Annotated in this window: 22 protein-coding genes and 3 pseudogenes; 8 read left to right on the top strand and 17 right to left on the bottom strand. The window is 63.2% G+C overall.

Annotation, left to right across the window (positions count from 1 at the left end; genetic code table 11):
- Positions 1-37: 37 nt before the first annotated feature.
- From clpA to AC0V7N_RS23410, 3 genes and pseudogenes are all read right to left on the bottom strand, one after another.
- A pseudogene (clpA, locus tag AC0V7N_RS23420) lies at positions 38-2,510 on the bottom strand (ATP-dependent Clp protease ATP-binding subunit ClpA).
- 6 nt (positions 2,511-2,516) lie between these two features.
- Entirely contained in the window at positions 2,517-2,846 is a 330-nt protein-coding gene (gene clpS, locus AC0V7N_RS23415; protein WP_027029050.1) for an ATP-dependent Clp protease adapter ClpS, read from the bottom strand.
- A 296-nt stretch (positions 2,847-3,142) separates the two neighbouring features.
- Positions 3,143-3,472, bottom strand: coding sequence for a phasin family protein (locus tag AC0V7N_RS23410; RefSeq protein WP_172228772.1), 330 nt, complete (start codon positions 3,470-3,472; stop codon positions 3,143-3,145).
- Positions 3,473-3,759: 287 nt separating this feature from the next.
- On the opposite strand from AC0V7N_RS23410, the gene AC0V7N_RS23405 reads away from it, so the two are divergent.
- A complete protein-coding gene (locus AC0V7N_RS23405) occupies positions 3,760-5,217 on the top strand; it encodes an SPOR domain-containing protein (RefSeq protein ID WP_475450706.1) in 1,458 nt (485 codons plus the stop codon).
- A gap of 46 nt (positions 5,218-5,263) precedes the next feature.
- On the opposite strand, the pseudogene AC0V7N_RS23400 reads toward AC0V7N_RS23405, so the two are convergent.
- The 3 genes and pseudogenes from AC0V7N_RS23400 to AC0V7N_RS23390 all read right to left on the bottom strand — a co-directional run bounded on the left by AC0V7N_RS23400 (position 5,264) and on the right by AC0V7N_RS23390 (position 8,161).
- Positions 5,264-5,964: pseudogene (locus AC0V7N_RS23400) on the bottom strand (DnaJ domain-containing protein).
- A gap of 278 nt (positions 5,965-6,242) precedes the next feature.
- Positions 6,243-6,680, bottom strand: coding sequence for a DUF1489 family protein (locus AC0V7N_RS23395; protein ID WP_475450704.1), 438 nt, complete (start codon positions 6,678-6,680; stop codon positions 6,243-6,245).
- A gap of 77 nt (positions 6,681-6,757) precedes the next feature.
- Positions 6,758-8,161: an L-serine ammonia-lyase gene (locus AC0V7N_RS23390; protein ID WP_496627288.1), complete on the bottom strand. Its 1,404-nt coding sequence runs from the start codon at positions 8,159-8,161 to the stop codon at positions 6,758-6,760.
- A gap of 173 nt (positions 8,162-8,334) precedes the next feature.
- Between AC0V7N_RS23390 and AC0V7N_RS23385 the strand changes: the two genes are divergently transcribed.
- Complete coding sequence (locus AC0V7N_RS23385; protein WP_475450703.1) at positions 8,335-9,054, top strand: DUF599 domain-containing protein; 720 nt, start codon at positions 8,335-8,337, stop codon at positions 9,052-9,054.
- On the opposite strand, the gene AC0V7N_RS23380 is transcribed toward AC0V7N_RS23385, so the two are convergent.
- From AC0V7N_RS23380 to AC0V7N_RS23350, 7 genes are all read right to left on the bottom strand, one after another.
- Positions 9,027-9,824 carry a YdcF family protein gene (locus tag AC0V7N_RS23380; protein WP_475450702.1) on the bottom strand — a complete coding sequence of 266 codons (798 nt, stop codon included), beginning with the start codon at positions 9,822-9,824 and terminating at the stop codon, positions 9,027-9,029. The two genes, AC0V7N_RS23385 and AC0V7N_RS23380, sit on opposite strands and share 28 nt — an antisense overlap.
- A 29-nt stretch (positions 9,825-9,853) precedes the next feature.
- Positions 9,854-11,419, bottom strand: a complete 1,566-nt coding sequence (locus tag AC0V7N_RS23375; protein WP_475450701.1) for an amidase — start codon at positions 11,417-11,419, stop codon at positions 9,854-9,856.
- Entirely contained in the window at positions 11,419-11,871 is a 453-nt protein-coding gene (locus tag AC0V7N_RS23370) for a GNAT family N-acetyltransferase (RefSeq protein WP_475450700.1), read from the bottom strand. Before AC0V7N_RS23370 ends, AC0V7N_RS23375 begins: the two co-directional genes overlap by 1 nt.
- A 7-nt stretch (positions 11,872-11,878) precedes the next feature.
- Complete coding sequence (gene gatC / locus AC0V7N_RS23365; protein ID WP_010909575.1) at positions 11,879-12,166, bottom strand: Asp-tRNA(Asn)/Glu-tRNA(Gln) amidotransferase subunit GatC; 288 nt, start codon at positions 12,164-12,166, stop codon at positions 11,879-11,881.
- Between the two features lie 75 nt (positions 12,167-12,241).
- Positions 12,242-13,093 carry a radical SAM protein gene (locus tag AC0V7N_RS23360; RefSeq protein WP_475450699.1) on the bottom strand — a complete coding sequence of 284 codons (852 nt, stop codon included), beginning with the start codon at positions 13,091-13,093 and terminating at the stop codon, positions 12,242-12,244.
- A 2-nt stretch (positions 13,094-13,095) separates the two neighbouring features.
- Positions 13,096-13,512 carry a hypothetical protein gene (locus AC0V7N_RS23355; RefSeq protein ID WP_475450698.1) on the bottom strand — a complete coding sequence of 139 codons (417 nt, stop codon included), beginning with the start codon at positions 13,510-13,512 and terminating at the stop codon, positions 13,096-13,098.
- A gap of 24 nt (positions 13,513-13,536) precedes the next feature.
- The gene (locus AC0V7N_RS23350) at positions 13,537-14,244 is read right to left on the bottom strand and encodes a metal-dependent hydrolase (RefSeq protein ID WP_475450697.1); all 708 of its coding nucleotides are present in this window, start codon (positions 14,242-14,244) and stop codon (positions 13,537-13,539) included.
- A 123-nt stretch (positions 14,245-14,367) separates the two neighbouring features.
- Here AC0V7N_RS23350 and ruvX point away from each other — a divergent pair, with 123 nt between their 5' ends.
- Positions 14,368-14,874 carry a Holliday junction resolvase RuvX gene (gene ruvX / locus AC0V7N_RS23345; protein WP_475450696.1) on the top strand — a complete coding sequence of 169 codons (507 nt, stop codon included), beginning with the start codon at positions 14,368-14,370 and terminating at the stop codon, positions 14,872-14,874.
- Here the strand turns inward: ruvX and AC0V7N_RS23340 are convergent.
- The 3 genes from AC0V7N_RS23340 to AC0V7N_RS23330 form a co-directional block, all read right to left on the bottom strand.
- Positions 14,792-15,133: a DUF6105 family protein gene (locus AC0V7N_RS23340; protein WP_172228752.1), complete on the bottom strand. Its 342-nt coding sequence runs from the start codon at positions 15,131-15,133 to the stop codon at positions 14,792-14,794. The genes ruvX and AC0V7N_RS23340 overlap by 83 nt on opposite strands.
- Complete coding sequence (locus tag AC0V7N_RS23335) at positions 15,133-15,696, bottom strand: hypothetical protein (protein WP_475450695.1); 564 nt, start codon at positions 15,694-15,696, stop codon at positions 15,133-15,135. The genes AC0V7N_RS23340 and AC0V7N_RS23335 overlap by 1 nt, the downstream gene beginning before the upstream one ends.
- 156 nt (positions 15,697-15,852) lie before the next feature.
- Positions 15,853-17,481 (bottom strand): DNA alkylation response protein, encoded by a 1,629-nt coding sequence (locus AC0V7N_RS23330; protein ID WP_475450694.1) that lies wholly within the window; start codon positions 17,479-17,481, stop codon positions 15,853-15,855.
- A gap of 177 nt (positions 17,482-17,658) precedes the next feature.
- Between AC0V7N_RS23330 and AC0V7N_RS23325 the strand changes: the two genes are divergently transcribed.
- The 5 genes and pseudogenes from AC0V7N_RS23325 to dprA all read left to right on the top strand — a co-directional run bounded on the left by AC0V7N_RS23325 (position 17,659) and on the right by dprA (position 22,465).
- Positions 17,659-18,624 carry an aspartate carbamoyltransferase catalytic subunit gene (locus tag AC0V7N_RS23325; protein ID WP_027044583.1) on the top strand — a complete coding sequence of 322 codons (966 nt, stop codon included), beginning with the start codon at positions 17,659-17,661 and terminating at the stop codon, positions 18,622-18,624.
- On the top strand, positions 18,621-19,907 hold the full coding sequence (locus AC0V7N_RS23320; RefSeq protein WP_475450693.1) for a dihydroorotase: 1,287 nt from the start codon (positions 18,621-18,623) through the stop codon (positions 19,905-19,907). The genes AC0V7N_RS23325 and AC0V7N_RS23320 overlap by 4 nt, the downstream gene beginning before the upstream one ends.
- A gap of 124 nt (positions 19,908-20,031) precedes the next feature.
- Positions 20,032-20,685, top strand: coding sequence for a methyltransferase domain-containing protein (locus AC0V7N_RS23315; protein WP_496627287.1), 654 nt, complete (start codon positions 20,032-20,034; stop codon positions 20,683-20,685).
- Between the two features lie 42 nt (positions 20,686-20,727).
- Positions 20,728-21,315: a glycerol-3-phosphate 1-O-acyltransferase PlsY gene (plsY, locus tag AC0V7N_RS23310; protein ID WP_475450691.1), complete on the top strand. Its 588-nt coding sequence runs from the start codon at positions 20,728-20,730 to the stop codon at positions 21,313-21,315.
- Positions 21,316-21,332: 17 nt separating this feature from the next.
- Positions 21,333-22,465, top strand: a pseudogene (gene dprA, locus AC0V7N_RS23305) (DNA-processing protein DprA).
- Positions 22,466-22,474: 9 nt separating this feature from the next.
- Here dprA and AC0V7N_RS23300 read toward each other — a convergent pair.
- Positions 22,475-22,687, bottom strand: a complete 213-nt coding sequence (locus AC0V7N_RS23300; RefSeq protein ID WP_475450690.1) for a hypothetical protein — start codon at positions 22,685-22,687, stop codon at positions 22,475-22,477.
- Positions 22,688-22,715: the final 28 nt, after the last annotated feature.

Here is a 22,715-nt window from a genome sequence, read left to right as displayed (position 1 = left end):
AAGCCCCGTTGCCGGGGCTTTTTCGAGTGAGTGCCGATCAGCCCTTGCGGGGCAGTTGCGGGACCAGGCTGCGCTTGCCGCCATCCTTGCCCTTGGGCTCCGGCTTCTGCGCCACAAGCTTCTTGGCGGCAGGCTTCTTGGCCGCCACGGCCTTGGGCGGCTTCGGCGCGTCTTCCGGCTCCTCCTTCTTCGGCTTCACCGGTGCCTCGTCGGCCAGCGATTCGAGCTTCAGGCCGGTCTCGCCGGTTTCCTTCTTCTCGACGGTGACGCGCACCGTGCCGCCCTTCTTGAGCTTGCCGAACAGCACCTCGTCGGCCAGCGGCTTCTTGATGTGCTCCTGGATCACACGGCCGAGCGGCCGCGCGCCCATGCGCTCGTCATAGCCCTTGTCGGCGAGCCAGGCGATCGCATCCGGCGACAGGTCGAAGGTGACGCCACGCTCGGAGAGCTGCGCCTCGAGCTGCATGACGAACTTCTGCACCACCTGATGGATGACCGGCACCGGCAGCGAGCCGAACGGGATGATCGCATCGAGACGGTTGCGGAATTCCGGCGTGAAAAGCCGGTTGATCGCCTCGACATCGTCGCCTTCGCGCTTGGTCGAACCGAAACCGATCGCCGCGCGCTGCGCATCGGATGCGCCCGCATTGGTGGTCATGATCAGGATGACATTGCGGAAGTCGATCTGCTTGCCGTTGTGGTCGGTCAGCTTGCCATGGTCCATCACCTGCAACAGGATGTTGAACAGATCCGGATGCGCCTTCTCGACCTCGTCCAGCAGCAGCACGCAGTGCGGATGCTGGTCGACACCGTCGGTCAACAGGCCGCCCTGGTCGAAGCCGACATAGCCGGGAGGCGCGCCGATCAGCCGCGAGACAGTGTGGCGTTCCATATATTCCGACATGTCGAAGCGGATCAGTTCAACGCCGAGCGAGGCGGCGAGTTGCTTGGCCACTTCGGTCTTGCCGACGCCGGTCGGACCCGAGAACAGGTAGGAGCCGATCGGCTTTTCCGGTTCGCGCAGGCCGGCACGTGCCAGCTTGATCGCCGAGGTCAGCGCGGTGATGGCGGTGTCCTGGCCATAGACGACGCGCTTCAGCTCGATGTCGAGGCCCTGCAGCACCTTCTCGTCATCGGCCGAAACCGTCTTCGGCGGGATACGGGCCATGGTGGCGATCGTGGCTTCGATCTCCTTGATGCCGATGGTCTTCTTGCGCTTGGCTTCCGGCACCAGCATCTGCGAGGCGCCGGTCTCGTCGATCACGTCGATCGCCTTGTCCGGCAGCTTACGGTCGTTGATGTAGCGCGCCGACAGTTCCACCGAAGCCTTGATCGCCTCGTTGGTGAACTTCACCTTGTGGAATTCCTCATAGTAGGGCTTGAGGCCCTTCATGATCTCGATGGCGTCCTCGATGGTCGGCTCGTTGACGTCGATCTTCTGGAAACGCCGCACCAGAGCGCGGTCCTTCTCGAAGAACTGGCGGAATTCCTTGTAGGTGGTCGAGCCGATGCAGCGGATCGCACCAGACGACAAAGCCGGCTTCAACAGGTTCGAAGCGTCCATGGCGCCGCCTGACGTGGCACCCGCACCGATCACGGTGTGGATCTCGTCGATGAACAGCACCGCACCCGGATAGTCCTCGAGTTCCTTGACGACCTGCTTCAGCCGCTCCTCGAAATCGCCGCGATAGCGCGTGCCGGCCAGCAGCGTGCCCATGTCGAGCGCGAAGATGGTGGCGTTGTGCAGCACTTCGGGAACATCGCCCTCGACGATGCGCTTGGCGAGGCCCTCGGCGATCGCCGTCTTGCCGACGCCGGGATCACCGACATAGAGCGGGTTGTTCTTGGAGCGGCGGCACAGCACCTGGATGGTGCGGTTGATCTCCGACTCACGGCCGATCAGCGGGTCGATCTTGCCGGCCTTGGCCTTGTTGTTAAGGTTGACGCAATAAGCGGTCAGCGCGTCCTGCTGCTGCTTCTTCTTGCCGCCTTCCTCCTGCGGCTCGGCGCCGTTCTGGCCGCCCTGCTCGTCATCGGCGCCGCGCGGCGAGCGCGTCTCCGATGCGCCGGGGCGCTTGGCGATGCCGTGCGAGATGTAGTTGACCGCGTCATAGCGGGTCATCTGCTGTTCCTGCAGGAAATAGGCGGCATGGCTCTCGCGCTCGGCGAAGATGGCGACGAGCACGTTGGCGCCCGAAACTTCCTCGCGGCCCGACGACTGCACGTGGATCACCGCGCGCTGGATGACGCGCTGGAAGCCGGCGGTCGGCTTGGAATTCCTCATCGTAGCCGGTGACCAGATTGTCGAGCTCGGTGTCGATATAGGTGAGAACAGTGTGCTTCAGCTCATCGAGATCGACGTTGCAGGCGCGCATGACGGCGGCCGCCTCGGTGTCGTCGATCAACGCGAGCAGCAGATGTTCAAGGGTTGCGTATTCATGGTGCCGCTCATTGGCGAGCGTCAGCGCCTGGTGAAGCGCCTTTTCCAGGCCTTGGGAGAAAGCCGGCATGTTACCTCACTTCTTCTCCATCACGCATTGCAGCGGATGCTGATTCTGTCGGGCGAAATCCATGACCTGAGACACTTTGGTCTCGGCCACCTCGAATGTATAGACCCCGCACTCGCCCACTCCATGATTGTGAACATGAAGCATGATGCGTGTGGCGGCTTCGCGGTCCTTCTGGAAAAACCGCTCCAGCACGTGAACCACGAACTCCATCGGAGTGTAGTCGTCGTTGAGGATGAGGACCCGGTAAAGGCTGGGCTTCTTGGTTTTGGTTTTGGTGCGCGTGATGACGGCGGTCCCGCGGCCGGCTTCATTGCCGTCGCCGCCGCCGTTTGCCATCCGCGCCACTTGTCTCGTGGCAGTCAAACCGATCGTCACGTAATCCTGCCTCTTTCGAATCCCCATGCGAGTTCGACATGTAGGTGTTCGATGGACGATTTTAAGCCCTTCTGGTTAGCTGACAATATGGCTAGGTGCCCAAACTTGGCTGATTTTCGCAATCGTGAAGCGCTATGCGGTTTCAGATGGGAAATTGACATGAAAAACCCGGCCGCGCTTCCGCGACCGGGTTTTGTCCCGAACCCAAGGGGCCGGATTTGAACTTGTCAGGCGAAGATTGCTTCGCCTAGGCGAAATTACTTCGCCTTGGCAACGATCGATTCGAACGGCTTGTAAGCTTCCTTGGCGAGTTCGGCATAGAGGTCGCCAATCTTGGTGGCCTCGGCGACGAACGCCTCGTAGGACTGCTTGGCGTAGTCGGACTGGATCTCGATCGCCTTGTCCAGCGACTTGGCCGAAAACAGCTTCTCGACAGCGGCGCTGCCCGCCTCAAAGCTCTTCTTGGTGTACTCACCGGCCTCGGTGGCGATCGCCTGAGCGCCCTTGGACAGCGAAGCGAAGCTCTTCAAACCGGTATCGGCGAAATCCTTGCCGTATTTGCTGAAGTCCTCATAGGTCTGGGTCATTTCACGATTCCCTTGACGGTTGAGGCGTCCTTCTTCGGGGGCGCCCTTGTGCAATGCACCTTAATATATTGTGCGCCGCACAAAAGTCAATATTTCGCCGGCGTGCCGAGGCCGCCTGCGCAGGCAATGGCTAAAAATCAAATAAAGTGAGCTTCAAGCCCGAAGAAAATGGTGAACGCGGCGGTTACCATAAACGGATTGGTAACGCTGCCCCGCTAGCTTGGCTGGAAGTGAGGCAGGAACCCTTTGCCGCCTCCAAGGCAACGAAGAATTCAAGGGAAATATCAGTGCGTCAGGCGTTGTTGGGCATCGTTTCCAAATCCACCTCCCCCCTCAAAGCGATCATGGTCTTCGCCTTGGCGTTGACCTTCGTTTGCGCCGACGTTGCCTCGTCGCTGGCAGCGCGGCCGGCGGCCATTGTCGTGGACGCCAAGACCGGCAAGGTGCTGTACTCCGCGGATGCCAATGGCAGGCGCTACCCGGCGTCGCTGACCAAGATGATGACGCTTTATCTGACCTTCGAAGCGATGGCGAAGGGCAAGATCAGCAGGAATTCGCAGGTCGTGTTTTCGGCCCACGCCTCCGCCGAGGCGCCGACGAAACTCGGCGTGAAGCCGGGCGGTTCGGTCTCGGTCGAGACCGCGATCCTGTCGATCGTCACCAAATCGGCCAACGATTCGGCCACCGCGCTGGGTGAAATGCTCGGCGGCGATGAACCCACTTTTGCCCGCATGATGACCGCCAAGGCACGGCAGCTCGGCATGAACGGCACTGTCTTCCGCAACGCCAACGGCCTGCCCGACCCCGGCCAGTTCACCACCGCGCGCGACATGGCCACCCTCGGCATCGCGCTGCGGGAGCATTTCCCGCAATATTACGGCTATTTCTCGCAGCGTTCCTTTCTCTACGGCCGCCAGCGGATCAACGGCCATAACCGTCTGCTCGGACGCATCAAGGGCGTCGACGGCATCAAGACCGGTTACACCCGCGCCTCCGGCTTCAATCTCGTCTCGTCGGTCAACGACGGCAACCGCCGGCTCGTCGCCGTTGTCATGGGCGGCACGTCGGGCGGCAGCCGCGACAACCAGATGGCGAACCTGATCAACACCTACATGCCGAGGGCCTCGACCCGCGGCGGCGGCGACCTGGTCGCCAAGGCTGACAGCAGCAGCAATCCGATCAAGGCGCTTGCCAAGGTTCTCCTGCCCAAGCACGACGCGCCGACCCCGGACGACAAGCCGGTGGCGGTGGCCAGCGCCGACGACACAGCCGTTGCCGAAGACGCGACTGTTGCGCAGGGTGATGATCAAGGTGATGATGAAGAGAGCGCCGAGGCCGAAGCACCCAAGCTGGTTGTCCCGGCAAAGAAGGTGAAGACCGTCATCGTCGCTGCGCCGAAGGTCGCCACCGCACAGGTCGTGGCTGCCTATGCCGAGCCGTCGCCGCCGGCTGTCGAGCCGACGCCAACTGTCGATCCGGTCAACACCGCGTCGGTGCCGTCGGGCTGGGCCATCCAGGTCGCCTCGTCGCCGAAACAGTCGGAAGCCCAGGCATTTCTCGACAAGACCACCAAGCAGGCGCCCAAGGTGCTGGCGGATGCTTCAGGCTTCACCGTCGCCTTCGACAAGGATGGGGTCACCTACTACCGCGCCCGCTTCGGCGGCTTCGGTTCGAAGGACGCCGCCTGGAAGGCCTGTACCGCTTTGAAGAAGAAGAAAATCGAGTGCTACGCCGTCCAGCAATAGGATGGCGTGGAAGCGATCTCCCGGAAATTTTTTGCGTCGAAGGAGACTAGTTGTGATTGGAGAGCAAGACGTCCTTGGCTTCGTTGATTCGCGCCGCCAGGAAGACGTGCCGCCGATATCGGGGTGCAGGCGCTGCATCAGGCGGCGGTGCGCCTTGCGGACATCCGCCGCGGCGGCCCCCGCTTCAAGACCAAGGACCTTGTAGGCCTCCTCCTTAGTCATGGCGCCCGGACCTGGCGCAACACCCAGCCCTTCGCCACCGTTCGTCTCAGTGTTTTTGCGCCAGACGGGAAATCTGCCGTCAAGATACGTCTCTAGCAACTGGCGGCTCTCCGCATCGCCGGAGAGTTCGCGGTAGAGATGCTGCAACTCCACAAGGCCCATCGCGCCAAGCATCTTGCCGTCATGGCGGCCAGCCAGAACCAGCCCTTCGAGGCCGCCCGTATTGTGATCGAGTTCCATCTCGAGCGCTGCCGTCCGCACCGTTGAGCGTTTTCCCGGCGCCAAAGTGACATCAGGCCGGTTCGTGCGCGTGGCGAAATACCAGCCGATTGCGACGAACAGCATGACGCCGCCGATTCCGCTTCGCCCGACCAGAAGCACGGCACCACCCACCAGCGCCAGCAGGATCGGCCCCAATGTTCTCGTCGTGCTCGCGAGGCTGGCCGGATCGGCGCGAAGAAACGCCGTGGTTACGATCAGCAGCACCAGCAGCAATGCGACCAGGACGATAATTGCGCCTAACATTTCCCACCACCCCGCGGATTCCCTGCCCGCCTGGACAGCCGCGTCATTTCATCAAACACTTTTTCTGCGCCGGAATCATGGCCTTCGCTTGGACAGCACGAGGTCTGCCATGCGAACTGGCTTCGCCAACGCCGCGATTCTTTGTCGAGTTCGACAGCTTTCATCGCGCATGAAATTCAAGATGTGGCGTTGCCGCGCTGCTTGCAAGTCCAGTGCGAAGCAAGATGGAGGGCCAGGAAAAGCCCCAGCCGGAACAGGCAACGCTTCTGAGCGATGGGCTACAGCAAGCCGAGATCGGCAAGCTCGCGCCTGAGTTTCGGCGGCATCTCGACCAGCCCGGCCTTGCCCTTGCCGAGATCAACTGGTGCATCGGACGGTTTCAGGTAGCGCCAGCCCTGAAAGGCCCGGCGCGGCTGCCAGTCGGTGCGAACGACCTGCGGATCGAGCATCAGATGGCAGCGGCCGATGCCTTCGTCATCGATGAACGGCCGGATCTCGGTGATCAACTGACGGCATTGCACATTGCCCTTGACCACCCAGTAGAGCGAACCGCCATCGGTGATTTCGGCGCCACGCGTCGGCACCATGCGGGTGGTGTGCCAGTGTTCGGCCGGTTCGCCGGCCCGACGCCGTTCGTCGAGACGGAACTCGATCCATTCCTCGAGATCCTCGACGCTGTCGCAGCCGACGCACAGTTTTAGGAGATTGAGAGCCATCCGCTAAGGTTAGTCCGGAGCGCCGCGACGTCAACGGCCTGACGGACTTCTCCACAGTGCCGGTTTAGGCCAGCCCCTCAGCACTCCACGACATTGACAGCAAGCCCGCCAAGGCTGGTTTCCTTATACTTCTCGTTCATGTCGAGGCCGGTCTGGCGCATGGTCTCGATCGCCGCGTCGAGCGGTACGAAGTGGACGCCGTCACCTTTGATCGCCAGTGACGCGGCGGTCACCGCCTTGACCGCGCCGAGTGCATTGCGCTCGATGCACGGCACCTGGACCAGCCCGCCGACCGGATCGCAGGTCATGCCGAGATGGTGTTCGAGCGCGATCTCGGCGGCATTCTCGACCTGCATTGGCGTGCCGCCCATGACGGCGCACAGGCCGGCCGCAGCCATCGCCGAGGCGGACCCGACCTCGCCCTGGCAGCCAACTTCGGCGCCCGAGATCGAGGCATTGGTCTTGATGATGCCGCCGACGGCGGCCGCCGTCAGCAGGAAGTCGCGGATGCTCGGCTGGTCGGCCTCGGGATGGAAATGCAGCCAGTAGCGCAGCACCGCCGGCAGCGTGCCGGCTGCCCCATTGGTCGGCGCGGTGACGACGCGGCCGCCGGCCGCATTCTCTTCGTTGACGGCCATGGCGTAGATCGACAGCCAGTCATTGGCGAGCAACGGATTGGGTTTGTTCTGCTGCCACTGCTCCTGCAGCTTGTCGTGCAGCATGCGCGCACGGCGCCGCACCTTCAGCCCGCCCGGCATGATGCCGTCCTGCGACAGGCCGCGGTCGATGCAGCTCTTCATCGCACCCCAGATGGCATCGAGGCCGGAGTCGAGCTCTTCGCGCGACATCTGCGTTTCCTCATTGACGCGCTTCATCTCGGCAATGGAATGACCGCTCTTGGCCGCCATCTTCAGCATCTCGACGGCGTTCTTGAAGGGATAAGGCACTTTCTTGCCTTCGGTCGTCACCGACCCCTTGGCCTTCATCCGCTGCAGCTCTTCTTCCGAAACCACGAAGCCGCCGCCGATCGAATAGTAGATGCGCTTGAGCAGCAGGCGGTCGCCGGCATCATAGGCATAGAACGCCATGCCATTGGCGTGACCCGTGAGCGGCGTCTTGCGGTCGAGCACCAGATCGGCGGCCGGGTCGAAGCGATAGGAGGGATGGCCGGGCGGCGAAAGGCGCTTTTCGGCAGCGATGCGGCCAGCAATCCCCTCGGCTTGATCCGGGTCGACGGTTTGCGGTGTCAGGCCGGCAAGACCAAGCACCACGGCGCGGTCCGAGCCATGGCCAATGCCGGTATAGGCGAGCGAGCCATGCAGGCTGGCGCCGACGCGATCCACCGCGACACCGGCAGGTCGCGGCCAGTCGCCATTGAGGATCTCGTCCAGGAAGCGGGCGGCGGCCGTCATCGGCCCCATCGTGTGCGAGCTGGAGGGGCCGATGCCGATCTTGAACAGGTCGAAAACCGAAAGGAACACGTTGTCTCCTGGAGTCGCGTCGGGGACTACATATAGGAATTCCCGCGATGTTTCCGCTCTTTTGACAATCGCGGCGCAGCACCTGCCGACCTTGTTTGCTCCGGCAGCGACATTGCTGTCGTTCGCGGGAGTCGGCATCGAAGCGACCGCGCTGGATGTGGTAAATTCAGCCCATGGGTGATTCCTCCTATCTGTCTGCGGCCGATCTCGGGGCGTTGGCCCTCTTCCTGATCGCGTGGCTGCTGCACACGCTCGCTTCCGACGGCAGGCTGGTCAGCCGGGTGTCGCTGACGACGGCGATGAATGCGCAGCGCGAGGCCTGGATGCGCACCATGGCCGAGCGTGAAATCCGCATCGTCGACACCGCCATCATGAGCGGCCTGCAGCAAGGAACCGCCTTCTTCGCCTCCAGTTCGCTGATCGCGCTTGGCGGCTGCTTTGCTTTGCTCGGCGCGTCCGACCGGGTGCTTGAAGTGCTGAGCAACCTGCCGCTCGGCGGCGCGCCGTCGCGCTCGGCCTTTCAGATCAAGGTGTTGGGACTGGTGCTGATCCTGGCGTTTTCCTTCTTCAAATTCGGCTGGGCCTATCGCCTGTTCAACTATTGCTCGATCCTGATCGGCGCCGTGCCGATCCCGCATGGCGAAGCCTCGCGCAATCCGGTCACGCAAACGGCGGTGTGGCGCGCGGCGCAGATGAACATGCTGGCCGGCAAGCACTTCAACTCGGGCCTGCGCGGCGTGTTCTTCTCGATCGGCTATCTCGGCTGGTTCGTCGATCCGGTGGTGTTCGTGCTGTCGACGCTTCTGCTGCTGGCCGTGCTGGTGCGGCGCCAATTCTTCTCGGCGGCGCGGCGCGCCGTCATCGGTCAGCCGCCAGGTGCTGGAAAAGGCTGATCGATGCGGCCCGAAAGCCAATAGGCGAAAAGCCCGATCCATTCGCGGATCGCCGTGGTCGTATTCTCCAGAGAATCGGCGGCATTGTCGCGAAACAAGCCGACACCCTCCTTGCCCGAGGTGCGATAGTCGACCGGCCATGCGACGGTTGGAAAACCCGCCTTGTCGAACAGCGCCTTGGCCCGTGGCATATGGAAGGCGGAGGTCACCAGCAGCCAGGTCTCGCCCGGCTTCGGTTCGACGAGTTTGCGGCTGAAGACCGCATTTTCATAGGTGTTGCGGGACTTGTCCTCGAGGACAAGCCGATCGGCCGATACACCCAGCGGGACGAGCAGGCGGGGCGCGGTGTCGGCGTCTCCCTCGCCATCAAGGAAAAGCGAGCCGTTTCCGCCTGATACAACCACCTTGGCCTGTGGGAAGCGCAGGGCGAGGATTGCGGTCTCGACCATGCGATCGCCGCCGCTGCTCAATTCATAACCGCCCCGCGCGAGGTTGATGGCGCCCTCGAACCCGCCGCCGAGCACGACAATGCCGTCGACCTTTTGCGGCAGCGGCGGTCGTGGAAAACGCTCCTCGAGTGGATTGAGCATCATGGCGCCGAGTGACGTCCAGGCCGACAGCGCAAGGACCAGAAACGCCAGCACGCTGCCAGTGATGGCCAGCCGCCGCCGGCCGACCAGCCCGGCAATCAGCCCCGCCAGAAGCAGGAAGATCGTCAGGTTGAGCGGCTGGATAAAGAAACCGAAGATCTTGGAAAGATAGTAGAACATCGCTCACCCTTTTCAGACGAGCGATACCCTTACCACCACTTCTCCGGCTGAAATGTGCCGGCCGCCTGTTCGATGACGGCAGCGGTCTGGAACAGCGTTTCTTCCTCGAACGGCCGGCCGATCAGCTGCAGGCCGAGCGGCAGCCCCTTGGGGTCGAGGCCGGCGGGCACGGCAATGCCCGGCAGACCGGCCATGTTCACGGTGACGGTGAAAATGTCGTTGAGGTACATCTTGACCGGATCGGCCGCCATATCCTCGTCGGCGATGCCGAAGGCGGCGGACGGCGTCGCCGGGGTCAAGATGACATCGACGCCGGCGGCAAAGACATTCTCGAAGTCGCGCTTGATCAGGTTGCGCACCTTCTGCGCCTGCAGATAGTAGGCGTCGTAATAGCCGGCCGACAGCACATAGGTGCCGATCATGATGCGGCGCTTGACCTCGCGGCCGAAACCAGCGGCGCGGGTCTTCTCGTACATGTCGACGATATCCTTGCCCGGCACGCGCAAGCCGTAGCGGACGCCGTCATAGCGCGCCAGGTTGGACGAAGCTTCTGCGGGCGCCACGATATAGTAGGCCGGCAGCGCGTATTTGGTGTGCGGCAGCGAAATGTCGACGATCTCGGCACCGGCATCCCTGAGCCAGGCAATGCCCTTCTGCCACAGCGCCTCGATCTCTTCGGGCATGCCGTCGACGCGGTATTCCTTGGGAATGCCAACCTTCATGCCCTTGATCGGCTTGCCGATCGCCGCCTCATAGTCCGGCACCGGGCGATCGACCGAGGTCGTGTCCTTCGGATCGACTGATGCCATCGACTTGAGCATGATCGCGGCGTCGCGCACGTCGCGGGCGATCGGGCCGGCCTGGTCGAGCGACGAGGCGAAGGCGACGATGCCCCAGCGCGAGCAGCGGCCATAGGTCGGCTTGATGCCGACGGTGCCGGTGAAAGCGGCTGGCTGGCGGATCGAGCCGCCCGTATCGGTCGCGGTGGCGCCGGCGCACAAAAAGGCCGAGACAGCGGTCGCCGATCCACCAGATGAACCGCCCGGCACCAGCTGTGCATTGTCCAGGCTGCGCTGGGTTTTCGTGCCGCCGGCCGAGACGAAGCCGCCGTCGCCCTGATGCGTCGTCGGCATCACCACCGTGTCGAGGCGCGAGCGCCGCCACGGGTTGATGACGGGGCCGTAATAGGACGTCTCGTTGGACGAGCCCATGGCGAACTCGTCCATGTTGAGCTTGCCGAGCATGACGGCGCCGTCGGCCCACAGATTGGCGGTAACGGTCGATTCGTAGCGCGGCTTGAAGCCGTCGAGCACATGGCTGCAGGCCTGGGTATGGACGCCTTCGGTGCCGAACAGGTCCTTGATCCCCAGCGGAATGCCTTCGAGCGCACCGCCCTCGCCCTTGACCAGCCTGGCGTCGGACGCCTTGGCCATGTCGCGCGCCCTGTCGCCGGTCACCGCGACATAGGCATTGAGTGCCGGATTGGCGCGATCGATCGCCGCGAGATAGGCCTCGGTGATCTCGGTCGCGGTGATTTCCTTGCCGCGCAGCTTGGCGCGGGCCTGCGAAATCGTCAGTCGGGTCAGGTCGCTCATCAAAGGCTCTTTTCGTAAAAAACCGACCACTCGGAATCGGGATAATCCAGCACCGGGCCGCAGCGCGAGAACCCGGCACGTTCGTAGACGGCCCAGGCGGCGGGATGACGATCACCCGTCTCCAGCACCAGCCGCCTCAGCCCTTCCTGCCTCGCCAGCGCCTCGACCCGCTCGACGATGCCGGCGCCGATCTTGCCGCGATGCGAAGGCCGCGTATACATGCGCTTGACCTCGCCAATGGCATCGTCGTGGCGCTTCAGCGCGCCACAACCGATGGCGATGCCATCGTCGCGGGCGATGAAAACGCTCGTGTCCTTGCCGGCCATCTGCTCGACCGTCAGATGATAGCAATGCTCCGGCGGCGTCAGTTCCAGCAAGGTCTCGTTGAGTTCCTTGACCAGGCCGCGCACGTCGTCCTGCAGCGGCGTCTCGATGGCGATCTCGATTGCCATCGGCGCCTTACTCCACGACCTTTGGCACCAGGAAGAAATTCTCTTCGGTCGCCGGCGCGTTGGCGACAATGTCGGCCGCCTTGTTGCCGTCGGTAACGACGTCTTGGCGTTTCTTCATCTCCATCGGCGTCACCGAGGTCATCGGCTCGACACCGGACACATCGACCTCGTTCAACTGCTCGACAAAGCCCAGTATGGCGTTCAGCTCGCCGGTCATGCGTTCTGCATCTTCCTCGCTTACCGCGATGCGGGCGAGACGCGCGACGCGCTTCACAGTCTGAAGATCAACGGACATGTATTTGCCTCGGGGGAAAACCAGTCCGGGCTATAGCGGCGCCGCGCGCGGTGCGCAACATGCATCATGGCAAGCCTATACAGCGATGCTGGCCCGGTCTTTCGGGCGGCGCAGCGGGTTGGGCAACTCGAACAATCGCTTGCTTGACGAACACATGCTGCATGCGCCCTCGTCTTCCAGCGCGGCAAAGGCTCGCAATTTCGCCGTGGAACAGCCTGGCTCAAGGGGCCGATATGCCAGATAGGGATCCCACTTGTCGGAGAGGCGGTATTTTGCCTTCTGCATCGGCAGATAGGCGAGAGGCGCGCACTTCCAGATCTGCCCGGCATGGAGTTGCCTGCATTCGCGAGCCGGACAGATTTCCCAACTGGCGCGGGGGTCGCCATCCTCGAAGGGCAACATGGCGTCGCCGAAGCCTTCGTAGCGACGGGTCCAATTCTTGTCTGATGGGCGGATCTGAACATATATCCCGTGTTCCCGGCGCCACGCCTCCAGGAGAGCGAAGACCGGCTTCAACTTTTCCTGGTACTCCTCGGAGGCGTGATGAACCGAAACACTCAATTGGGTGTTGCCATCGGCAGCGAGAATCGCCGGCAATGTCGGATGACGGTGCAGGAAAAAGCCGTTGCTGACGATCTCTATGCGGGCACCAGGCCAGTGCCGACGAACCAGCCCGACGAAGGACGGCAGCTCCGGATGGATGGTGGGTTCTCCGCCCAGGATGGAGAACCAGACAACGTCTATGCGCCGGCTCCACAGCCCCATCCAGCGGTCCGCCTCCTCAAGCGAGACGCTGCCGGAATGGCCGTGATTGGAGTAGTGCGAGCAGCTGTCGCAAGACAGATTGCAGCCATGCGCGACATGCAGTTCCAGTTTTGGGAACACCAGCCGCTCACGGCGGAAAAGCGACCTGATGCGCTGCATCATCGTCATGGCAGGGCAACACCCTCGCACAGATAGTAGCTGCCGCTGTTGCCGCTTGCCTCGCTTTCGTCATCGATCGGCCGGACCGATACGAGATCGACCTGCGTCGGGTTCATTTGCGTCACCGAGAGCACGTCGGGAAAGACATAGCCCGGCTCCTGGCAGATCGCCGTCACCGCCCAGCTCGGCGAGCGTGTCGCCTTGCTGACCTGAACGAACTCGCAATTGTATTCGACGCCTTGCAGACCGTGCGCCGACAACACGATGTTGCCGGCGTCGATCAGCGTCTGCAGCGTATCCTTTTTGGCCTGCGCACAAAGCTCCTCGGACTGCAGGTAGACGCCTTCGATGAAGTCATCCGCGGCGAGCGCGGGCGACGCCGCGGCAAACATCGAAATGAAAAGAGTTTGCCGCAACGCCATGGATTTGTTCCGCTTTAGCTATTTCTAGATCGTAATCGTCTCACCGATCCGAGGCAATGCGACCTTAACACCGGATCCTTCCAGGCCAGCCTCGAATTTCTCAGGCGTCGGATCGATCATCGGAAACGTGCCGAAGTGGCAAGGGACGACCGTGTCGAACTTGAAAAAGCGGCGGCAGGCAAGTGCCGCCACCGCACCGCCCATGGTGAAGCGGTCGCCGATCGGCACGATGCCGATCTTCGGCTCATGCAGTTCGTTGATCAGCGCCATGTCGGAGAAGATATCGGTATCGCCCATATGATAGAGCGTCTTGTCTTCCGGGAAATGCAGGACCAGCCCGCCCGGATTGCCGAGATAGACGTTCGTGCCGCCCTCTTCGCCAAACGAGGAGGAGTGCAGCGCCTGGACGAAAGTGGTGGTGAAGCCGCCGCAATCGACCGTGCCGCCGATGTTGCCGGGATTGATCTTGTTGCCGTCGGCGCCCTTGCCGACCAGATACATGCAGATCTCGAAATTGGCGACCAGCTGGGCGCCGCTTTTGCCGAGCACTTCCAGCGCGCCGCTGATGTGGTCGTTGTGTCCATGCGTCAGCAGAACATGCGTGATTCCTTCGGCCGGCCCTTCCCAGCCACCCGTCCAGGACGGATTGCCGATCAGATAGGGGTCGATGAGGATCTTGGAGTCGCCGGTTTCGATACGGAAGGCCGAATGGCCGTACCAGGTCAGTTTCATGAATGCATTCCTCGATTTTTGTCGGGCCAGAGGATAGAACGCCGATGGTCCCGAGATCAAAGGGTTACTGTGTCCGTTGCGCGTTTGACAAAACACGTGGTGGTGAAAGGCGAAGGACGGCCGTTGAGTATTATCACGATCGAGGAATTGCCCGCGCGGCTCGCCGGCGGCAAGACACTGGCGGGGCTCGATCTCGGCGACAAGACGATCGGCGTCGCGGTTTCCGACCGGGGATTCTGCTTCGCTCATCCACGACCGGTCATCATGCGAAGGAAATTCTCACTCGATGCCGCCATGCTTCTGGCCTTGCTGGCGAAGGAGAATGTCGGCGCGATTGTGATCGGACTGCCGATCAACATGGACGGTTCGGAAGGTCCGCGTGCGCAGAAATCACGCGCCTTCGTGCGCAACATGGCGCAGCTGAGCGACCTGCCCTTCGTGTTCTGGGATGAGCGGCTGTCGACGGTGGCGGCCGAGAGGACGCTGATCGAGATGGATTTCTCGCGCGCCAAGCGCGCCGGCAAGATCGATTCGGCGGCCGCGGCCTTTATTCTGCAGGGAGTTTTGGACCGGCTTCAGTCGCTCGCTGCATCCGCTCGAACGGAACCGGACCCTCCCAGCGCTGTTTAAGCCAGCCGGCGATTTCGCGGCGACGGCGGAACGCCCACAGCGCCATCAGCAGAAATCCATCGAAGATGCACGTCTTCGCCACCAAGCCCGGGATGATCGTTGGATCGACGCCTAGCATCTGGCCATAGAGCTGGAAGAAGAAGTCATGCATCTGCCGGCTGAGCATCACATAGCCGAAATTCATGTCATTGGCCGACAGATAGAACCAGCCCCAGAACAGCGCCATCGGGGCCGCCCAAAATGCGAAGATGTAGCGCATCAGCGGCCTCCCTTCGCTTTAGGGCCGGTCCGGCTGGGGCTTGTCCGACCCGATATCAGCGAGAGCAGCGAATTGTGGGCCGCTGCCTTCGCCATGTTGTGCGCCGTGGCGTGGAAAGCGGCGTCATCAGACACCGCTGCCGAGCGCCGCTCGGCAAGCATCGCGACATAGGAGGCCAGCAGTGCGGCGAGTTGCACGGCCACCACCATGAACAGACCGTTGATGCCCTGGGCCGCACCGCCAATCAGGATCATCGACAAGACGCCAGACGCTGAGATGAAAGCGATGCGAACGACGCTGTCGGCGCCCGGGCTGGTGGCATCGTTGATCAGGGAATCGACAAAGGCCCAGAAGAAAAGCACCGACACGACCAGCAAGGCGATCGCCAGCGGCGCGACCACGACGATGTTTTCCAGATTGACGAAGCGGGCACTCTCGACGGTCACACCGAGGACGCCGAGGGCTGCCGTCACACCGCGGTCTCCGTCGATGCAGATCAGCGCCAGCAAGGCGAAGACAATTGCCCAGTGCACAGACAGAAAGGAGGTCAGTACGTGTCGCATCGTGGTTCCTGCTTCGGCAGGAATGACAGTGGGCTTTGCCGCTCGCCGCCGCAACGGAAACCATTTGTTAAGGTTAACGGCGATCCACAGGGCGCACGACGATGCTCGCAGATGCGTGCAACTGATCGAAAAATCCAGCCGCGCGCCGCTCCCGGTTCAGTTCACCGGCGGATAGAGCGTGTCGATGATCATGCGCGCGTCGTGGCGCGCATCGAGCATGCCATAGGTGTTGCGCCACTGGCCGGCCAGACGCGTTTCGACAAAGGCATCGGCAATCCGCCCTGCCCCCAGCCGGCGCAGTTCCGCCGCCGCGGCCGACAACGCGAGCTGTTCCGTCAGCAGGCGTGCCGAGCCCTCATCGGTCGAAGCCACCTGCATCGCCGCCTTCAACACACCGATCGTGCCGCGCCCGCCGGCGCCGAGGTCACGGTCGATGCCGGCCAGCACCTCTTCGAACAGGCCAGGCGCGCGGCCGAGCACACGCAACACGTCGAGCGCCATGACATTGCCCGACCCTTCCCAGATCGCATTGACAGGGGCTTCGCGATAGTAGCGGGCGAGCGGTGCCTCCTCGACATAGCCATTGCCGCCGAGGCATTCCATCGCTTCGTAGAGCAGCGGCGGCGCGATCTTGCACACCCAGTATTTGACGACCGCCGTCATGGCGCGGGCAAACGCCGCCTCGCCGCGATCGCTCGCCGCCTCGTCGAAGGAGCGCGCCAGCCGGAACGACAGAGCGGTGGCGGCGGCAACATCCAGCGCCATATCGGCCAACACGCGCTGCATCAGCGGCTGCTCGATCAAGGTCGAGCCGAACACCTGGCGATGGCGGGCATGATGAACCGCTTCCGCCAGCCCTGCCCGCATGATCGCCGACGACGCCACCGCGCAGTCGAGCCGGGTCAAGGTCACCATGTCCATGATCGTCTTCACGCCGGCGCCAGGTTCGCCGACCATCTCGCCGATGGCGTTGACGAATTCGACCTCGGAAGACGCGTTGGAGCGGTTGCCGAGCTTGTCCTTCAGCCGCTGGAAGCGGAAGCCGTTGCCCGATCCGTCACCGAGAACACGCGGCACGAGGAAGCACGACAGTCCCTCCGGCGCCTGCGCCAGCACCAGGAAGGCGTCCGACATCGGCGCCGACATGAACCATTTGTGCCCGGTCAGGCGATAGAAACCGCTGCCGGCGCGTTCGGCCCTGGTCACATTGGCGCGCACATCCGTACCGCCCTGTTTCTCGGTCATGCCCATGCCGAGCGTCAGCCCGGTCTTCTCGACCGGCGGCTTCTGGCTCTGGTCGTATTTGCGCGTCGTCACGCGCGGCGCCCATTCGCGGAACAGTTTTGGACTGGCCATGAGTGCCGCCAGCGAGGCACTGGTCATGGTGATCGGGCAGAGATGCCCGGTCTCGAGTTCGGCGGTCAGATAGAAGCGCGCGGCGCGCACCTGATGGCGGCGGCCGATCTCGGCGTCACCATTTTCCCAGACAGAAGAATGCAGCCCGTACGCCACCGAACGGCGCATCAAGGCGTGGTAGGCGGGATGGAATTCGACCAGGTCGAGGCGCCGTCCCTGGCGATCATGCGTCCTGAGTTTCGGCGTCTCGACATTGGCCAGGCGCGCCAGTTCCTGCGCTTCCTGCGTGAGGACGAAACGGCCGAGACCGTCGAGATCCTTGCGCACCGGGTCGGAAAAACGCTCGGCAAGCTGGATCAGCAACGGATCGCCTCGCCAGGCATTGCCGCCCGTCAGCGGCGGCGGCTGGTTCGTTACGTCGTCGGTCACGCCCAATCCTTCAATCGGTAGAAAGGTCCCTATCGTGCGAAAGCCACGAATCCGAGGCCATCGGCTAGATATAGCCAAGCGTTGCCGTGCGCGCGACGAAAATACCGGGGAGAACGGCGCCAATCCAAAGCTGGTGCTTGCAGGCGCAAAATCCGCACCCTATAGCAGCCCCTTGAGATGACCGACGCTTCGTCCCTGCCACTCTATCCTCACCGCCATCTTCTGGGCATCAGCGATCTTTCGCCCGCCGACATCGAGCTTTTGCTCGACAGGGCGGATCGGGCGGTCGCGATCTCACGGCAGTCCGAGAAGAAAACCTCGACGCTGCGCGGCCGCACCCAGATCAACCTGTTCTACGAAGCCTCGACCCGGACGCAGTCGTCTTTCGAGCTGGCCGGAAAGCGGCTCGGCGCCGATGTCATGAACATGTCGGTGGCAAGCTCTTCCGTGAAGAAGGGCGAGACGCTCATCGACACCGCGATGACGCTGAATGCCATGCGGCCCGATATATTGATCATCCGCCACCAGTCGGCGGGTGCCGCCGCCCTTCTGGCCCAAAAGGTCGGCTGCTCCGTCGTCAATGCCGGCGACGGCGCGCACGAACACCCGACACAGGCGCTGCTCGACGCGCTGACCATCCGCCGCGCCAAGGGTCCGCTGTCGAAGCTGATCGTCGCGATCTGCGGCGACATCCTGCATTCGCGCGTGGCGCGCTCCAACATCATGCTGCTCAACGCGCTCGGGGCGCAGGTCCGGGTCGTCGCGCCTTCGACGCTGCTGCCCTCCGGTATCGAGAGGATGGGCGTCATCGTCACCCGTTCGATGGCCGAGGGCCTCAAGGACGCCGACGTGGTGATGATGCTGCGCCTGCAGCGTGAGCGGATGGAAGGCGCCTTCGTGCCTTCGGTGCGCGAATATTTCCGCTATTTCGGCCTCGACGCCGAAAAGCTGAAGGCCGCCAAGGACGACGCAATGGTGATGCATCCAGGCCCGATGAACCGCGGCGTCGAGATCGCCTCGGAAATCGCCGACGGCCCGCAAAGCGTCATCCAGGAGCAGGTGGAAATGGGCGTTGCCGTGCGCATGGCGGTGATGGAAGCGCTGCTCGATCCCCGTCGTAATCAAGAGGGCCGCGGCGCATGAGCACGACGGTCTTTGAACGCGCCCGCATCGTCGACCCCTCGCGCGGCATCGACGAAGTCGGCTCCGTCATTGTCGATGGCCGCAAGATCGTTGCCGCGGGCAAGGCAGCGTTGAACCAGGGCGCGCCCGATGGCGCTATCATCATCGATTGCGCTGGCAAGGCCATTATTCCCGGCCTGATCGATGGCCGCGTCTTCATCGGCGAACCGGGCGGCGAGCATCGCGAAACCATCGCCTCGGCGAGCGTCGCGGCGGCGGCCGGCGGCGTCACCTCCGTCGTCATGATGCCCGATACCGACCCGGTCATCGACAATGTGGCACTGGTCGAGTTCGTGCTGCGCACCGCCAAGGACACGGCGATCGTCAACATCTTCCCGGCGGCGGCGATCACCAAGGGCCTCGACGGCCGCGAGATGACCGAGTTCGGCCTGTTGCGCGAGGCCGGCGCCGTCGCCTTCACCGATGGCCGCCACACCATTTCAAGCGCGCTGGTGATGCGCCGCGCGCTGACCTATGCCCGCGACTTCGGCGCCACCATCGTGCATGAAACGCAGGATGCCGACCTCGGCTCCTCAGGCGTCATGAACGAAGGCCTGTACGCCAGCTGGCTCGGCCTCTCCGGTATTCCGCGTGAAGCCGAATCGATCCCGCTGGAACGTGATCTGGCTCTGGCCCGTCTGACGCGCGGCTCCTATCACGCGGCAAAAATCTCGACGGCAATGGCGGCAAACGCCGTGACGCGCGCCAAAGCCGATGGTGCTGCCGTCACTTCTGGCGTGTCGATCCACAATCTGTCGCTCAATGAAAACGATGTCGGCGAATACCGCACCTTCTTCCGCCTGACGCCGCCTTTGCGCGCCGAGGAAGACCGGCTGGCGATGATCGAGGCGGTCAGGGACGGCACCATCGACATCATCGTCTCCTCGCATGATCCGCAGGATGTCGACACCAAGCGCCTGCCCTTCGCCGACGCGGCGGCCGGGGCCATCGGGCTCGAGACACTGCTTGGTGCCGCCTTGCGGCTCTACCACAATGGTGATGTGCCGCTGCTGCGGCTGATCGAAACGCTCTCCACCGCGCCGGCAAAACTGTTCGGCTTGCCCGGCGGGACGCTGAAGCCGGGTGCTGTCGCCGATCTTGCGCTTGTCGATCTCGACGAACCCTGGATAGTCAGCGAAAGCGGCATTCGCTCGCGCTCGAAAAACACCTGTTTCGAGGGCGCGCGCCTGCAAGGCAAGGTCTTGCAAACACTGGTGGCAGGCCGCACAGTATTCTCAGTTTAACCCTGCCGACCAGCCAATCTTCTGTCATCCACCGCCTCTTCCAAGAGCCTTTGCCATGAGATCGCATCATCCTTCCTGGTTGCAGTCGATGTGGCATCGCCTTCGTCCCGCGCCGAAGATCATCGTGACGCAGAAATTCAACCGGAATTCCCAGAAGGTGAGTTCCCTGATGCCGCCGGAGGATAGCGGTGCCTGGCTGCTGGAGAGGATGCGGCAGCAGATCGGATTGAAGACCCTCGCAGCCAGCCGGCTCCTCGACTTCGGCTGCGGCGTCCGGTTCACCCAGGCTATTCTAAATCGCAGGATTCCGATCCGATCCTACACCGGTGTCGACTGCTTCGCGGAGATGATCGACTTCCTGCGCTCCACCGTACTCGACCCCCGTTTCTCCTATGTCCCTCTGGACGCGCATCACCCGCTCTATAATCCGAAAGGGCGCCCACTCTCCAATCAGACGGAACTCCCGCTGCCCTTGCAGGCCTTTGACGTCGTCTCGCTATTTTCTGTGATCACCCACCAGAGCCCGGATGACGCGGCGTTCATCTTCACCCTCCTGCGCCGCCATACGGCAGCCGAGGGCCGCCTCCTTTTCACTTGCTTCCTGGATGCCGGGATCGCCGAGTTCGAAGACAGGAGCCCGGACAAGAACGGCGGCATGTGCTTTTACAATCCTGATTTCCTTGCCCGTCTGGTGGAGGGCTGCGGCTGGCGAATCGTCCAAAGAGCGCCAGGCGAAGGACCCCTGATCGGTGACTCGTTCGTCTGCGCCTTGGCTTGAACGCAGGCCAAGGCGATGACATAAGAAAATACGGGGGAAACAATGAACTACGGTATCATCCCAGCACTTGTTTTCGGCTATCTGCTCGGCTCGATTCCCTTCGGGCTGCTGCTTACCCGTGCCGCCGGCCTTGGTGATGTGCGCAAGATCGGCTCCGGCAATATCGGCGCCACCAATGTGCTGCGCACTGGCAACAAGGGCCTGGCCGCCGCGACCTTGCTGCTCGATGCGCTGAAGGGCACGGCCGCCGTGCTGATTGCTGGCCATTTCGCGCCGGAAACGGCGATCTGGGCCGGCCTCGGCGCCTTTCTCGGCCATCTCTTCCCGGCCTGGCTTGGCTTCAAGGGCGGCAAGGGCGTCGCGACCTATCTTGGCGTGCTGATCGGCCTTGCCTGGCAGGTGGCGCTGATCTTCGCCGTCGTCTGGCTGGTGATGGCATACCTGTTTCGCTTCTCATCGCTGGCAGCACTGACGGCGGCCGTCGTCGTGCCGATCGCCCTCTATTTCATGAGCACACCGCAGATTGCCATCCTGTTCGTGGTGATGAGCGTCATCGTCTTCATCAAGCACAGGGCGAACATTTCGCGGCTGCTGGCCGACACCGAGGGCAAGATCGGAGCCAAGGGGTGAGCGAGCACGCCACCGCGGTGAGCGATCCGGCCGCCGGGCCGCGCCTCAGCGACCGGCAGCGGCTGAGCTGGTTGCGGCTGATCCGCACCCAGAATGTCGGCCCAGCCTCCTTTCGCGACCTGATCAACCGCTTCGGGTCCGCCGAGGTCGCGCTCGAAATCCTGCCGGAACTGATGATTTCCGGCGGCGCCAGCCGGATCGCCCGCATTCCGTCGATCGCCGAAGCCGAGGCCGAACTCGAGGCAGCCCGCAAGACTGGCGCGCGTTTTGTCGGTATCGGCGAGCCCGACTATCCATCCCTGCTGAGAAGTATGGACAATCCTCCACCCCTTCTGGCGGTCAAAGGCAATGCCGCTGTCTTCCGGCTGCCGGGCATTGCCATCGTCGGCGCCCGCAACGCATCGCTGGCCGGCATCAAGATGGCGCGCATGCTGGCCGCCGATCTTGGCGGCAACGGCTATGGCATCGTCTCCGGCCTGGCGCGCGGCATCGACACGGCGGCGCATCAAGGCAGCCTCGCGACCGGCACGATCGGCGTGCTGGCCGGAGGCCTCGACCTTCCCTATCCGCCCGAAAATGCCGGCCTGTGCGCGGAAATCGCCGAGCGCGGCGCCATCATTTCGGAAATGCCGTTCGGCTGGCAGCCGCGCGCCCAGGATTTTCCACGCCGCAACCGCCTTGTCGCAGGTGCGGCCCTTGGGCTGGTGGTGGTCGAGGCGGCACAACGTTCGGCTCACTGATCAGCGCCAGGCTTGCCGGTGAAATGGGCCGGCTGGTCTTCGCCGTGCCGGGCTCGCCACTTGACCCACGCGCCGCCGGCACCAACGGCCTGCTCAAGGACGGCGCCACGCTGGTCACCGAGGCATCGGATATTTCCAGGGCGATCGCGCCGCTGACCGGTATGCGGGCGCCTGACGTGCCGCCCTTTGAAGACCCGCCCGACTTCTCGGCCACGCCGCCGCCCGGCGAGAGCGATCGCGCAGAGGTCATCGAGGCGCTTGGCCCGACGCCGGTGTCGGTCGACGAAATCATCCGCCACACCGGCCTGCACCCGGCCCAGGTCTTCATGGTGCTTTTGGAACTCGACCTCGCCGGCCGGCTCGAACGCCATGCCGGCGGCAATGTCTCGCTGGTTTTCGGGGACGGCTGAGCGCAACCGTCAATGGCGATTGCGGCCCTTCCCGCCGGTCTCGGCATAATCCGTCGTGTTGGCTCCAAACAAATCGTTCTCGACAGCCTTGCGCCAGACCGCGTCGGCGTCTTCGGGACGCAACGGCTGGGCTGCCGTCTTGGCATCACCGCTTTGCGGGTCAGAGCGCCGCCGCAGCCAGGCGGGCATGATTTCCCGGATGAAGCTGGTGAGTTGGGTCATTGCAAACTCCTTCCATGCGCGTGAAGCA

Source organism: Mesorhizobium kamtschaticum (assembly GCF_056174585.1).
Note: the sequence above shows the minus strand (reverse complement) of the source record. Positions and strands in the feature narration are given on the sequence as shown.

What these genes read in the sequence shown, in the direction of transcription:
- clpS (WP_027029050.1), bottom strand. Translation starts at nt 2,846, where the DNA reads ATGGCAAACGGCGGCGGCGACGGCAATGAAGCCGGCCGCGGGACCGCC.
- AC0V7N_RS23410 (WP_172228772.1), bottom strand. Translation starts at nt 3,472, where the DNA reads ATGACCCAGACCTATGAGGACTTCAGCAAATACGGCAAGGATTTCGCC.
- AC0V7N_RS23395 (WP_475450704.1), bottom strand. Translation starts at nt 6,680, where the DNA reads ATGGCTCTCAATCTCCTAAAACTGTGCGTCGGCTGCGACAGCGTCGAG.
- AC0V7N_RS23385 (WP_475450703.1), top strand. Translation starts at nt 8,335, where the DNA reads ATGGGTGATTCCTCCTATCTGTCTGCGGCCGATCTCGGGGCGTTGGCC.
- AC0V7N_RS23380 (WP_475450702.1), bottom strand. Translation starts at nt 9,824, where the DNA reads ATGTTCTACTATCTTTCCAAGATCTTCGGTTTCTTTATCCAGCCGCTC.
- AC0V7N_RS23375 (WP_475450701.1), bottom strand. Translation starts at nt 11,419, where the DNA reads ATGAGCGACCTGACCCGACTGACGATTTCGCAGGCCCGCGCCAAGCTG.
- AC0V7N_RS23370 (WP_475450700.1), bottom strand. Translation starts at nt 11,871, where the DNA reads ATGGCAATCGAGATCGCCATCGAGACGCCGCTGCAGGACGACGTGCGC.
- gatC (WP_010909575.1), bottom strand. Translation starts at nt 12,166, where the DNA reads ATGTCCGTTGATCTTCAGACTGTGAAGCGCGTCGCGCGTCTCGCCCGC.
- AC0V7N_RS23360 (WP_475450699.1), bottom strand. Translation starts at nt 13,093, where the DNA reads ATGATGCAGCGCATCAGGTCGCTTTTCCGCCGTGAGCGGCTGGTGTTC.
- AC0V7N_RS23355 (WP_475450698.1), bottom strand. Translation starts at nt 13,512, where the DNA reads ATGGCGTTGCGGCAAACTCTTTTCATTTCGATGTTTGCCGCGGCGTCG.
- AC0V7N_RS23350 (WP_475450697.1), bottom strand. Translation starts at nt 14,244, where the DNA reads ATGAAACTGACCTGGTACGGCCATTCGGCCTTCCGTATCGAAACCGGC.
- AC0V7N_RS23340 (WP_172228752.1), bottom strand. Translation starts at nt 15,133, where the DNA reads ATGCGCTACATCTTCGCATTTTGGGCGGCCCCGATGGCGCTGTTCTGG.
- AC0V7N_RS23335 (WP_475450695.1), bottom strand. Translation starts at nt 15,696, where the DNA reads ATGCGACACGTACTGACCTCCTTTCTGTCTGTGCACTGGGCAATTGTC.
- AC0V7N_RS23325 (WP_027044583.1), top strand. Translation starts at nt 17,659, where the DNA reads ATGACCGACGCTTCGTCCCTGCCACTCTATCCTCACCGCCATCTTCTG.
- AC0V7N_RS23320 (WP_475450693.1), top strand. Translation starts at nt 18,621, where the DNA reads ATGAGCACGACGGTCTTTGAACGCGCCCGCATCGTCGACCCCTCGCGC.
- plsY (WP_475450691.1), top strand. Translation starts at nt 20,728, where the DNA reads ATGAACTACGGTATCATCCCAGCACTTGTTTTCGGCTATCTGCTCGGC.
- AC0V7N_RS23300 (WP_475450690.1), bottom strand. Translation starts at nt 22,687, where the DNA reads ATGACCCAACTCACCAGCTTCATCCGGGAAATCATGCCCGCCTGGCTG.